Consider the following 11,687-nt stretch of genomic DNA (forward strand, 5'->3'; position numbering starts at 1 on the left):
ACGATCATGTACGGGAGGTGGGCTTCTCCATGGCCTCGCGGAACCGGGCATACCCGTCGAGCTCCGGTCCGTCGCCCCGGGCCTTCCGGGTTCGGTTGGCCCAACTGCCCCACAGACCGGCGCCGACCGCTGCCCCGAGCGGAATCAGCAACCAGGCTAGCGCCGCCATGCCGTCCTCCCATCCCCATGAGCGACCGCAACTGACTGATCAGCAGATTAACCACTGGCACTGACAACGCTCACGCCAGGGGTGCGGTTACGCAACCTGAGTGGCACGGAAGGGTCCGGGCGGCCCAATCAAGGGGGGCCGGGCGGCGCAATCGAGGGGATTGGGGCGGCGCGATCCAGGCGGTTCGGGCGGCGCGATCCAGGCGGTTCGGGTGGCGCGATCAGCAGGCGCCGACCCACTCCTCGGTGCCGTCCGAGAACTTCTGGTGCTTCCAGATCGGCGCCTCGTGCTTGAGATCGTCGATCAGCTTCCGGCACGCCTCGAAGGCCTCACCGCGATGGGGGCAGGAGACGGCGACGACCACGGCGAGGTCCCCGACCTGGAGATCGCCGACGCGATGGAGGGCCGCGAGCGCCCGCACCGGATACTCGGCGACGACCTTCTCGGCGATCCGCCGCATCTCGGCCTCGGCGCTGGGATGGCACGAGTAGCCGAGCTCGTCGACATCGGCACCCCCGTCGTGGTTCCGCACGGTCCCCACGAACAGCGCGGTCCCACCGGCGGCATCGTCCCCGACGGCCCGGAAGACCTCGTCCAGGGAGAGGGCCGTCTCGCGAATGCCGATGAGCTTGACGGGGTCCTGAGCGCCCTGCTCACCGGGGTGATCGTTGGTAGGTGCCATGACCCCATCGTGCCCCACGCGCGCGAGGACGGGGAATAGCGTTATCGCCCGGCACACGCGCGTGCGGGTTGGAGCGTCCTACAGGGGGGCGAGCAAGGTGCCGGGCAGGGCGTCGAGCGACAGCGGGCCGTGGAGCGTCAGCGGGACGCCGTGCGAGTACATGCCATCGCACGCGCCCCGTGCCCTCTCAGATCCGCCGCCGGGCCTTCCGTGCCCGCCGCACCACCGCCGCCGCACCGAGCAGGGCCACCGTCGCGCCCGCCGCACCGGCCGCCGTCGCGTCCTTGCGGCCCAGCCGCCGCCCGGCGACCGTGTGCCGTCCGGAGACCTCCTCCAGCAGCTCCGCGAGCACTTCCTCGTTGGTCCACTGCGGCCGCCAGCCCGCGTCATGGAGCCGGCTCCCGCTGACCACCCAGGGATACATCGTGTAGGCCAGGTCACCGGCCGGTGAGGGGGTCAGCCCGATCCGGTGCAGCCGGGCCGCCGCGCCCAGGGCGACCGCCGACGGCAACTCCATGCGCCGGATCCCGCTGAGCTCCTCGACCTCCTCCTGCTCCAGCCATCCGTCGCATCCGACGGCGAGCTCCCCGTCGACCTTCTCCAGGACGGCGTACTCCAGGGCGCTGCACAGATCCTCGACATGGCAGAACTGCCAGGCGGGCCGCGACCCGGCCACGACGAGCAGCCGGGGTGACTCGAAGTACCTGGTCAGCGCCGTGTCGGTGCCGCCGACCAGGATCGCCGGCCGCACCACGCTGACATTGAGTCCCGGGTGGGCCCGCGGCGCCCTGCGCGCGAGGCGCTCGATCTCCAGCAGGTCGCCTACCCCGGTGGCCTCCGCCGTCGCCCGCAGCTCCGCGTCCTCGGACAGCGGCAACTCGTTGTCGGGCAGTGCCCCGTAGACCATCGAGGAGGTGCACAGCACCACCCGGTGCACCCCGGCCGCCGCGGCGGCCGTCAGCACGGTCTGCGTCCCTCGAACGTTGTAAGCCGTGCGCGCGGCCGAATCCGTCTCCAGATCCAGGTCGAGCGCCAGGTGCACGACCACGTCGGCGCCCCGCAGCTTCTCGGCGATGGCCGGATCCCGTACATCCAGGATGTGCCACTGCGCCGCCGCGCACTCACCGCGCCGCTCGTCGATGGCGATGACCTGCTTGACCTCGTCCGACTCGACGAGCCGCTCGGTCAGCAGCGCACCGATGCCGGACGCGGCACCGGTCACCGCGACGACGGGCCCGCGGGCGGCAGGCGGGGTTGACCGGTTTCGCGCTGCGCGAACCTGCGGATCAGGGGAACTCACCGGGCGTCTCCAGCGGTTGTCTTCAGTACGAACGCTAGTGACGCGTACGTACCAGGTGGCATCCATCCTGCCGCAGGCCAAGAGTCGGCGAAGCACCGAGGCCCGAACGGCTCGCGGTGTCTACGCTGGGTGGTGTTATCGGGCAGTCGTGCCGCCGGTGCAGACCGGTGGCCTTACCAGCCGAGGAATCCCGTGAGTGACACCCCATTCGGATTCGGCCTTCCGCCGGAGGAGCCGGACGACGGCGACGAGGGCAAGAAGAAGGACCAGCAGAGCGGTGGTGGTCAGGGACCGGCCAACCCGTTCGGTTTCGGGTCGCCCGGTGCCGGGGGCCTGGGGGGCGGCGCGGACAATCCGTTCGCGGCCATGTTCGGTTCGCTGAACCCCACCGACCTGGGCGCCGCGTTCCAGCAGCTGGGGCAGATGCTCTCCTACGAGGGCGGCCCGGTGAACTGGGACATGGCCAAGCAGATCGCCCGCCAGACGGTCTCCCAGGGCACCGCGGACGGCACCAAGGACGCGAGCATCGGCCCGGCCGAGCACACCGCTGTCCAGGAGGCCGTCCGCCTGGCCGACCTGTGGCTCGACGACGCGACGTCACTGCCGTCCGGCGCCGGCACCGCCGTCGCGTGGAGCCGCGCGGAGTGGGTCGAGGCGACCCTGCCCGCGTGGCAGGAGCTCGTCGACCCGGTCGCCGAGCGGGTCGGCACGGCGATGGGCGACGTCCTGCCCGAGGAGATGCAGGCCATGGCCGGCCCGCTGATCGGCATGATGCGCTCGATGGGCGGCGCCATGTTCGGCACGCAGATCGGGCAGGCCGTCGGCGTGCTCGCGGGCGAGGTCGTCGGCTCCTCCGACATCGGCCTGCCGCTCGGCCCGGCCGGCAAGGCGGCGCTGCTCCCGGTGAACATCGAGACGTTCGGCAAGGACCTGGGCGTACCGAAGGAGGAGGTGCGGCTGTACATCGCCCTGCGCGAGGCCGCCCACCAGCGCCTCTTCGCCCATGTGCCGTGGCTGCGCTCGCACCTGTTCGGCGCGGTCGACGGCTACGCGCGCGGGATCAAGGTCGACACCGCCAAGCTGGAGGACGTGGTCGGCCAGTTCGACCCGCAGAACCCCGAGCAGCTGCAGGACGCCTTGCAGCAGGGCATGTTCCAGCCGGAGGACACCCCGGAGCAGAAGGCCGCCCTGGCCCGTCTGGAGACGGCTCTGGCGCTTGTCGAGGGCTGGGTGGACGCCGTGGTGCACGCGGCCGCGAAACCCCGTCTGTCGTCCGCGGACGCCCTGCGCGAGACGCTGCGCCGCCGCCGCGCCTCGGGCGGCCCGGCGGAGCAGACGTTCGCCACCCTGATCGGCCTGGAGCTGCGCCCCCGCCGCCTGCGCGACGCCTCCCGTCTGTGGGCCTCGCTCACCGACGCCCGCGGTGTCGACGGCCGGGACGCCCTGTGGGCCCACCCGGACATGCTGCCGACGGCCACCGACCTCGACGACCCGGACGGCTTCGTGCACCGCGAGCACCTGGACTTCTCCGAGCTGGACAAGATGCTCGGCGAGGCCGCGGGCGGCTCCGAGAAGCCGAACCTGAAGAAGGATGAGGACGACAAGGGCGACAAGGGCGACGGCGCCGAGTGAGCCTCTACGACGACGCGGTCCTCGTACTGAAGGGCTACGAGGACCAGGCGGATCTGCGCCAGACCTACCTGGAGCATCTGGAGACCCACCCGGACGGCATGTGGAAGGCCTGCGGCCACGGGCACATCACGGCGAGCGCGCTGGTGATCGACCCCGCACGCGGGCGCGTGCTGCTCACTCTGCACAAGAAGCTGCGCATGTGGCTGCAGATGGGCGGCCACTGCGAACCGGCCGATGACACGCTGGCGGCGGCTGCCCTGCGGGAGGGGACGGAGGAGTCCGGCGTCGCGGGGCTGACTCTGCTGCCGGGCGGCCCGGTCCGCCTGGACCGGCACCACACTCCGTGCGCCTGGCACCTCGACGTCCAGTACGCGGCCCTGGCCCCGGCGGACGCCGTGGAGGCGATCAGCGACGAGTCGCTCGACCTGCGCTGGTTCGCCTACGACGAGGTGGCGGACGTGGCGGACGATTCCGTCGTACGCCTGCTGGAGGCGACGCGGGCGAGGCTCGCGGCCTGAAGCGCCCGGTCAGTGCTGACCCATGTGTAAGGGGCGGCCGCCTTTGCGGTCGCCCCTTACGTCTGCATTCCGGACCGTCAACTCCAGACGTTGCCCTGGTTCTGCCCCCGGGCCCCCTGCTGTCCCATGCCGTACTGCGCGGCGAGGCCTGAGCCGACCTGGGCGTTCTGCGGCGGCAGCAGCTCGCTGGGCTGGACGAGCGCGTAGCCCGAGCCCATGAAGCTCAGCTCCCAGCCCTCACCGGTGTTGCCGCGACGCCGCCACACCCCGGAGGAGTGCGTCTGGGCCTGCATCTGCACCCGCAGCGAGGTGGACCAGGCGACGATCGCGTCGGCGTCGCAGTTGACGTACTTGTCGGGCGTCACCTGCATCATCAGCGGCATGCCGGAGGTCATGAGGGCGACCTTGCCGCGGCCGGTGATGTTGAGCTGGTACTTCCCCGAGCCGGAGATGCCGTAGAGGCTGTCCACGGCGATGACCTCGTGGTGCAGCGAGGACTCCATCGCCAGCACATAGCTGCTGTCGACGGTCAGCCCGTCCTGGTCGACGTCCATGAGGTGGACGTGCTGCTTGAGGTTGGCGAGGTAGACCGTGCCCTGTCCGTGACAGCGCATGAGGTCCAGGCCCTCACCTGTGTGCGCACGCGCGCGTCCCTGCTGGTTGCTCTGGTACTCGGCGTCGAACTCGACGAGTCCCTGGTAGGCGACCATCGTGCCCTTGCGGGCGAGGATGTCGTCGTGACCCTCCAGGTTGACGCGGAGCATCTGCTTGTTCTGCAGGCTCCAGCGGTCCTGGGTCTGCTGGTCGTTGAAGGCGAAAATCGGGCTCTGCATGGCGTTCTCGTGCTCCCCCTCAGCCCCGGACCCGGAGGCGGTCGGTACTGTCCTCGCTCGGCTGGACGACGACGATGCCCTGGCCGGAGAAGGCCATCTGGTAGGCCTCGCCGCTGCCCCGGCCGATGAGCGACTGCGCCTTGAAGCTGCGCTTGCCCTTCACCTTGAGGTTCGGGGACCAGGCGACGAGCGCGTCGGGGTCGACGTAGGTCTCGTCCTCGCCGCCGCCGCAGTCGACGACGATCGGCTTGCCCCGGGAGGTCAGCGCGACCCAGCCCTGCCCGGAGATCTTGGTGTTCCACAGGCCCTGCCCGGCGAACTTCGCCAGGCCCTTCACCCGCTCGACACCCCAGGTGAGGTGGGCGTCGAAGGCGAGCAGGTTGGTGGCGTTGACGGAGATGCCGTCGCCGTTGAGGTTGATCACGACGACGTTGGCGCCGTAGTCGGCGAGGTAGAGCAGGCCGTCACCGGAGCACTTCATCAGGGGCGCGCCCTCACCGGTGAGCCAGTCCTTGGCGATCTGGCGCACGGCCGGCGGGTTGGGCTCGTACTGGACGAAGCCCTCGTAGGCGACCATCGAGCCCACGCGCGCGAGGAGGTCGTGCCCGGTCTGCATGGCGACCTTCAGCATGTGGTTGCCGTGATTCTCCATGCGGGCGGTGACCGGTGCGGGGGCGTAGCCCGCGAGCGGCTGGTTCATGACGGGCTCTCCCTCAGATCTCGTACGGCTGGACGACGATGAAGTTGCCGGGAGCGGCCCGGAACTGGAGGTTGACGCTCTCTCCGGTGTCGCCGGGGTAGGCGTTGCGACGCATCCGCACCTGGCTGGAGACGACCACCTGCGCGGCGGACGACCAGGCGACGACGGCGTTGCAGTCGGCGAACGTCGTGGGCGTCACCGGCAGCACCACGGGCGTGCCGTGCGTCTTGACGACGATCGTGCCGGTGCCCGTGAACTGCATCGTGAACAGCGCGCCACCGGGGATGCCGTGCCCCTCGATGCGGCGGACCTCGTACTGGAGGCTCTCGTCGAAGGCGAGGACGTTCTCCGCGGAGACACAGATGCCGTCACCCTGGAGCTCGATGGGGTGCAGCATCGTGGAGTTCTCGGCGAGGAACACCTGGCCCTGGCCGGTGCAGCGCATCAGCTGCATCTCCTGGCCGGTCGCGTTGCCCACGATCCGGCCGGCGAACCCGGCGCCCTTGTAGCTGAAGTCGACCTTGCCCTGGTAGAGCACCATGCTGCCCTGCCGGGCCAGCACGGGCTGCCCGCCGATGCCGAGGTCGACCCGGACCAGCTTCTTGTTCTGCTGCGTCCAGCGCTGACCGGTGGGCGTCTCCTTGAACTGCTGGAGCGCGGCGGCAACGCCGGGGCCCTGAGGCGCGCCTTGCGGGGCACCCTGAGGGGCTCCGTAAGGTGCCGGCTGGCCCGGAGCCTGGCCGTAGGGCGGCTGCTGACCATAACCCGGAGGCGGGGTCGGCTGGCCGTAACCGGGCGGCGGGGCCGGGGCCTGCGGCGCCTGGGGCTGGGCGTAGCCGGGGGGCGGCGGAGCGGTCGGAGCCGAGGCCTGGCCGTACGGCGCCTGCTGTCCGGGCTGGCCGTAGGGAGGCTGCTGCCCGGGCTGACCGTACGGCGGCTGCTGGCCCGGCTGGCCGTAGGGCGCGGGCGCCGGAGCCGGGGGCGGCGGGGCGCCGCCGGGCGGCGTCATGGGCGCGACGATCGTGGGCTGGGCGTGCACCGACGGCGCGGGCGCCGGGGCCGGAGGCGGCGGAGTGGCGCCCGGCGGGGGCGCGAAGCCCTGCGCGGCGGGCTGCGGTGCCGGGGCGGGCGCGGGAGGCGGTGCCTGGGCGGCCGGGGCGCCGAACGCGGGCGGCGCGGCGGCCTGCGCGGGCGCGGCGAAGCCCGGACTGGCACCGGGAGCGGCCCCGGCCTGCGTCTGCTGCGGGGCGGCGGGCGTCTCCTCCTGCATGACCTCGCCGCCGAAGTTCCTCAGCAGCGCTTCGAGGCCACCGTCGAAGCCCTGGCCGACGGCGGCGAACCGCCAGACGTCCTTCAGGTAGAAGTCACCCAGCATCACGGCGCGTTCGGTGGAGAACTCCGAGCCGTTGAAGGCGTACCGGGCCACCTCCTCGCCGCCGGCGACGATACGCACGTATCCGGGGCCGACCTGCGACATCTGCCCGGCGCCGTCGATCGTCGCCGTGAAGGACAGCTTCTGGATCTGCGGGGGGATCTTGTCGAGCGTGATCCGGAAGGACTCCGTGTCACCGGCCTGGGCGCCGAGGAGCTGAACCGCTTCCTCGGGGGACTTCGGCTGGTTGAAGAAGATGAAGTAACGGTCGTCCGAGAGCCGTTCGTCGGCGTCGAGACCGAAGCAGCTGATGTCGAAGGTCAGCCCTGGGGCGGCGATCTGTACCCCTACGTACAGATCCGTGCCCGCCGTGAGGTCACTGATCCTGGCCTTGTGGCCGCGTTGGAATTCCCTGGCCATGCGTAACGACCGTCCCCCATCCCGAAGTGAGTGCGTCGCGCCAGGCTAACGGCAAACTCTGACATCGGACGAAGCCGGTACAGACCCGGTACACAACCCCGGACCGGGGAGACCGGAGGCACTGTCTCCGGGGGGTTTCGGAGAGCGGTCACTCGCCCCGCGCGCCGGGCACATGGGGCAGCCGCTCGGCGGCGACCACACCTTCCAGATAGCCCTTCGCCCGCTCAGTGCGGGGATAGTCCTCCAGCAGCCGCCAGAAGCGGGGGCCGTGACCGGGCACCAGAAGATGCGCGAGTTCGTGCAGGAGGACATAGTCGACGACGTACTCGGGCATACCCTGCAAGCGGTGCGAAAGACGGATACTTCCCTCGGCGGGGGTGCACGAGCCCCAGCGCGTGTTCTGATTGGTGACCCAGCGGACCGAACTGGGCCGGGCCCGGCCCTCGAAGTACTGTGCCGACAACTGCTCCGCACGCTCGGCCAGTTCGGCGTCGCCGAGGACCTGTTTGTTCTCCTGGGCGGCCAGCTTGTCGAGCATGACGTTCACCCAGCGTTGCTCCTCGGCCTCGGACATCCGGGCAGGGATGAGCACGACGGTGCGATCGCCCTCGCGGTACGCCGAGACCGTCCGGCGGCGCCGGGCGCTTCTGCGGACCTCGATCGCGGTCGCCCCCGAGCCGCTCGGCGGCGGGCTCTTGGTGCTGCGCTGTGGCGTTCCGGCACGGTGCAGTGGGTCGGCGGACACGCCCCGACGTTACCCGCTGCACATGCGGGAAGTCCCGACTCCGGGACGGTTCGATCCCGATCCCCCATCCATGCGTTTGATTTGTACGACGAATATCCACCACCTGTGGACAACTTTCGACGCAGAGCGCCGCGTCGGGGCATGCTGACAGTCATCGGCGGAGCTACGACCGAGCTCCATCGGCACACGGGGACGTTCCACGACGGCTACGGGGGCCAGTTCATGCACGCGACGGTTTCGGCGGTTTCAGCAGATTTGCCGCAGTCGGCGGATGCGCCGCCTTCGGTGAATTCACCGAATTCGGCAGACTCGGCATCACCGGCGGATGCATCGCTTACGACGGTTGCGCAGGCGCCACTGGTGAAGCCCGCACTCAGGCGCGGGTGGCGCGACCTCAACACCGTGCAGTTCGGGATGACTCCGGCGCACGCTCTGACACTGGGTCCGGTGGACACGGCCACGGGCAGTTTCCTCGACCTTCTCAACGGCACCCGCGGGCCGCGGCTACTGCGCGAAGAGGGACGCCGGATAGATCTGCCGGAGGGTCATGTCGACGGGCTGGTACGGCGACTGGCGCGGGCCGGCCTGCTGGACGACGCGCGGGGTGGTGGCCCGGCGGTCGAGGCCCTGCGCCGCAAGAAGGAGGTACTGGACCGGCTGCGCCCCGATCTGGCCTCTCTCTCCCTGACCACGTCCGAACCGGGCGAGGCGATGGACCGGCTGGCCGCCCGCCGCTCGCTGCGGGTGCAGGTGAGGGGTGCCGGCCGGGTGGGCGCGCTGGTGGCCTCGCTGCTCTCGGGCGCGGGCGTCGGCCAGGTCGACGTGCGCGACGTCGGCCGTGTCGAGCCGTGGGACGTGGCGCCGGGCGGGCTGTCCGCCGAGGCGGTCGGCGACCGCAGGGACGAGGCCGCGCGACGGGCCGCGCGGCACTGGGCACCGGACCGTCCACCACGCCGCGGCCCCCGGTCGTCTCCCGGGGAGGAGAGCACGGGCCACTCCCTGGTGATCATCGCCCCGCGCGACGACGTCGCCGTGCACACGCCCTCCCCGTCCGCGGCCGAACCCCTCATCACTTCCGGTACGCCCCATCTGTACGCCGGTGTCGTGGAGGGAACCGGCGTCGTCGGCCCGCTCGTCCTGCCCGGCGAGACCGGCTGCGCCGGCTGTCTCAACGAGGGACGAACCGATCGGGACCCGACCTGGCCCCGCCTGGTCGCGCAGTGGCGCTCGGGTTCCGGAAAGTCACGCCACGTACCGCCCTGCGATCTCGCGCTGGCCACGACGGTCGCCGGGCTGGCGGCCGCGCACGCCCTCGCCTTCCTGGACGGCCACGTTCCGTCGAGCGCCGGTGCACGCTGGGAAACGTCCTTGCCCGGTCTGAGCTGGCATGCCCGACCGGTATGGGCGCATCCGGCGTGTCCGTGCGGCGCCACGCAGAAAGGTGAGGGAGAACACCCCTCGGAGGACGAGGTGTCACACGCGACAATGGGGGAGCAACGGCCGTCGAAGAAGTCGGGCCGTGAGGCAGCCGCGAAGCGGACGGCCGGGACCTGGAGGGCGCATGTCTGATCTTCCCCGCAAGGCGGTCACACGTACCGCCAAGCTCGCCGCGCTCCCGCTCGGCTTCGCCGGGCGGGCGACCTGGGGACTGGGCAAGCGGATCGTCGGCGAGTCCGCGGAGATCGTCGGCCGTGAGCTGCAGCAGCGCACCGCCGAGCAGATGTTCAAGGTGCTCGGCGAGCTCAAGGGCGGCGCGATGAAGTTCGGCCAGGCCCTGTCCGTCTTCGAGTCGGCCCTGCCCGAGGAGATCGCCGGCCCCTACCGCGCGGCGCTCACGAAGCTGCAGGAGGCGGCGCCCCCGATGCCGACGCGCACCGTGCACACGGTGCTGGCGGAGCGGCTCGGCGAGGACTGGCAGGAGCTGTTCCTGGAGTTCGAGGACAAGCCCGCCGCGGCGGCCTCGATCGGCCAGGTGCACCGGGCGGTGTGGCACGACGGCCGTGAAGTGGCGGTCAAGGTGCAGTACCCGGGAGCGGGCGAGGCCCTGCTGTCCGACCTGAACCAACTGAGCCGCTTCGCCCGGCTGCTGGGTCCGCTGATCCCCGGTATGGACATCAAGCCGCTGATCGCCGAGCTCAAGGACCGGGTCTCCGAGGAACTGGACTACGGCCTGGAGGCGCAGGCCCAGCAGGTGCATGCGGAGGAGTTCGCCGATGACCCGGACGTCATGGTGCCGGCGGTGGTCCACCACTGCGACCAGGTCCTGATCACGGAGTGGATCGACGGCGTGCCGCTGTCGGAGGTGATCTCCGACGGCACCGAGGAGCAGCGTGATCGCGCCGGCCAGCTCCTGGCCCGTTTCCTCTTCTCCGGCCCGGCCCGCACCGGCCTCCTGCACGCCGACCCGCACCCCGGTAATTTCCGTCTGCTGCCCGGTGACCCGGACAGCGGGGACGACTGGCGGCTCGGCGTCCTGGACTTCGGCACCGTCGACCGCCTCCCGGGCGGCCTGCCGACGCCCATCGGTGACTCTCTGCGCCTGACCCTGGACGGCGAGGCGGACACCGTCTACGAACTGCTCTGTGCCGAGGGCTTCGTCAAGGAGTCAATAGAGCTGGAGCCCGACGCCGTCCTCGACTACCTCCTGCCGATCATCGAACCGGCCCAGGTCGACGAGTTCACCTTCACCCGCGGCTGGATGCGCAGCCAGGCCGCCCGGGTGGCCGACCCCCGCTCCCCCGCCTACCAACTGGGCAAGCAGCTCAACCTGCCCCCGGCCTACCTCCTCATCCACCGAGTGACGTTGAGCACCATCGGCGTGCTGTGCCAGCTGGGCGCGACGGTTCGTCTGCGTGAGGAGCTGGAGGAGTGGCTGCCGGGGTTCGCTGGGCAGGAGCCGACGGACGAGGAGGGGTCGGCGGCCCAGGCGTGAGAGGGGCTACCACCAGGCCGAGTCGAGTCGCCCCTCGATCGCCCTGAGGTTGTCCCGGGAGCAGGTGTCGCAGAAGTACTGGCGGATGCCGTTCTCCACGGAGCAGGTCCAGGTGGGCTGCGGGCCCTCTGCCCCGGTCCCGCAGCGGGCGCACACGAGGGGCTGGGGCTCCTGGGCGGAGCCGCCGTTGTCACTGCCTCCGGAAAGACTCGTCACTCGGTGACGATACCTCCGCCACTGTCCGATCTGCGGGCACAACGCACCGCGGGGGGGGGGGCCGGAGGTAGCCCCCGCGCCCCCCGCGGGGGCCCCCCCCCCCGGCGGGGGGGGGGGCCCGGTGTGTGGGTGGGGCGGGGTGAGGGGGACGCCGCGGGGGGGGCGCGC

Annotated in this window: 12 protein-coding genes; 4 read left to right on the top strand and 8 right to left on the bottom strand. The window is 71.2% G+C overall.

Annotation, left to right across the window (positions count from 1 at the left end; genetic code table 11):
- Positions 1–4: 4 nt before the first annotated feature.
- The 3 genes from ACFWYS_RS13100 to ACFWYS_RS13110 all read right to left on the bottom strand — a co-directional run bounded on the left by ACFWYS_RS13100 (position 5) and on the right by ACFWYS_RS13110 (position 2,151).
- On the bottom strand, positions 5–169 hold the full coding sequence (locus ACFWYS_RS13100; protein WP_272115047.1) for a hypothetical protein: 165 nt from the start codon (positions 167–169) through the stop codon (positions 5–7).
- A gap of 220 nt (positions 170–389) precedes the next feature.
- Positions 390–851: a molybdenum cofactor biosynthesis protein MoaE gene (locus tag ACFWYS_RS13105; protein WP_384766669.1), complete on the bottom strand. Its 462-nt coding sequence runs from the start codon at positions 849–851 to the stop codon at positions 390–392.
- 187 nt (positions 852–1,038) lie between these two features.
- Complete coding sequence (locus tag ACFWYS_RS13110) at positions 1,039–2,151, bottom strand: SDR family oxidoreductase (RefSeq protein ID WP_384766671.1); 1,113 nt, start codon at positions 2,149–2,151, stop codon at positions 1,039–1,041.
- A 192-nt stretch (positions 2,152–2,343) separates the two neighbouring features.
- On the opposite strand from ACFWYS_RS13110, the gene ACFWYS_RS13115 reads away from it, so the two are divergent.
- Positions 2,344–3,783: a zinc-dependent metalloprotease gene (locus ACFWYS_RS13115; protein WP_384766674.1), complete on the top strand. Its 1,440-nt coding sequence runs from the start codon at positions 2,344–2,346 to the stop codon at positions 3,781–3,783.
- Complete coding sequence (locus ACFWYS_RS13120) at positions 3,780–4,301, top strand: NUDIX hydrolase (RefSeq protein ID WP_384766677.1); 522 nt, start codon at positions 3,780–3,782, stop codon at positions 4,299–4,301. Before ACFWYS_RS13115 ends, ACFWYS_RS13120 begins: the two co-directional genes overlap by 4 nt.
- Positions 4,302–4,378: 77 nt before the next feature.
- Here the strand turns inward: ACFWYS_RS13120 and ACFWYS_RS13125 are convergent, their stop codons facing one another.
- From ACFWYS_RS13125 to ACFWYS_RS13140, 4 genes are all read right to left on the bottom strand, one after another.
- The gene (locus tag ACFWYS_RS13125; RefSeq protein WP_384766679.1) at positions 4,379–5,134 is read right to left on the bottom strand and encodes an AIM24 family protein; all 756 of its coding nucleotides are present in this window, start codon (positions 5,132–5,134) and stop codon (positions 4,379–4,381) included.
- A 19-nt stretch (positions 5,135–5,153) separates the two neighbouring features.
- Positions 5,154–5,834, bottom strand: a complete 681-nt coding sequence (locus ACFWYS_RS13130) for an AIM24 family protein (RefSeq protein ID WP_272115038.1) — start codon at positions 5,832–5,834, stop codon at positions 5,154–5,156.
- A gap of 13 nt (positions 5,835–5,847) precedes the next feature.
- Positions 5,848–7,626 (bottom strand): TerD family protein, encoded by a 1,779-nt coding sequence (locus ACFWYS_RS13135; protein ID WP_384766682.1) that lies wholly within the window; start codon positions 7,624–7,626, stop codon positions 5,848–5,850.
- Positions 7,627–7,774: 148 nt separating this feature from the next.
- Positions 7,775–8,371 (bottom strand): M48 family metallopeptidase, encoded by a 597-nt coding sequence (locus ACFWYS_RS13140; RefSeq protein WP_384766685.1) that lies wholly within the window; start codon positions 8,369–8,371, stop codon positions 7,775–7,777.
- 414 nt (positions 8,372–8,785) lie between these two features.
- Here ACFWYS_RS13140 and ACFWYS_RS13145 point away from each other — a divergent pair, with 414 nt between their 5' ends.
- Together ACFWYS_RS13145 and ACFWYS_RS13150 are read left to right on the top strand one after the other, a co-directional pair.
- Entirely contained in the window at positions 8,786–9,940 is a 1,155-nt protein-coding gene (locus ACFWYS_RS13145) for a TOMM precursor leader peptide-binding protein (protein WP_384766842.1), read from the top strand.
- Positions 9,933–11,303 (top strand): ABC1 kinase family protein, encoded by a 1,371-nt coding sequence (locus ACFWYS_RS13150; RefSeq protein ID WP_384766688.1) that lies wholly within the window; start codon positions 9,933–9,935, stop codon positions 11,301–11,303. Before ACFWYS_RS13145 ends, ACFWYS_RS13150 begins: the two co-directional genes overlap by 8 nt.
- Before the next feature lie 6 nt (positions 11,304–11,309).
- On the opposite strand, the gene ACFWYS_RS13155 is transcribed toward ACFWYS_RS13150, so the two are convergent.
- A complete protein-coding gene (locus tag ACFWYS_RS13155; protein ID WP_384766691.1) occupies positions 11,310–11,519 on the bottom strand; it encodes a hypothetical protein in 210 nt (69 codons plus the stop codon).
- Positions 11,520–11,687: the final 168 nt, after the last annotated feature.

The organism is Streptomyces sp. NPDC059010, assembly GCF_042740355.1.
Classification (GTDB): domain Bacteria; phylum Actinomycetota; class Actinomycetes; order Streptomycetales; family Streptomycetaceae; genus Streptomyces.

What these genes read in the sequence shown, in the direction of transcription:
- ACFWYS_RS13105 (WP_384766669.1), bottom strand. Translation starts at nt 851, where the DNA reads ATGGCACCTACCAACGATCACCCCGGTGAGCAGGGCGCTCAGGACCCC.
- ACFWYS_RS13125 (WP_384766679.1), bottom strand. Translation starts at nt 5,134, where the DNA reads ATGCAGAGCCCGATTTTCGCCTTCAACGACCAGCAGACCCAGGACCGC.
- ACFWYS_RS13100 (WP_272115047.1), bottom strand. Translation starts at nt 169, where the DNA reads ATGGCGGCGCTAGCCTGGTTGCTGATTCCGCTCGGGGCAGCGGTCGGC.
- ACFWYS_RS13135 (WP_384766682.1), bottom strand. Translation starts at nt 7,626, where the DNA reads ATGGCCAGGGAATTCCAACGCGGCCACAAGGCCAGGATCAGTGACCTC.
- ACFWYS_RS13150 (WP_384766688.1), top strand. Translation starts at nt 9,933, where the DNA reads ATGTCTGATCTTCCCCGCAAGGCGGTCACACGTACCGCCAAGCTCGCC.
- ACFWYS_RS13145 (WP_384766842.1), top strand. Translation starts at nt 8,786, where the DNA reads ATGACTCCGGCGCACGCTCTGACACTGGGTCCGGTGGACACGGCCACG.
- ACFWYS_RS13130 (WP_272115038.1), bottom strand. Translation starts at nt 5,834, where the DNA reads ATGAACCAGCCGCTCGCGGGCTACGCCCCCGCACCGGTCACCGCCCGC.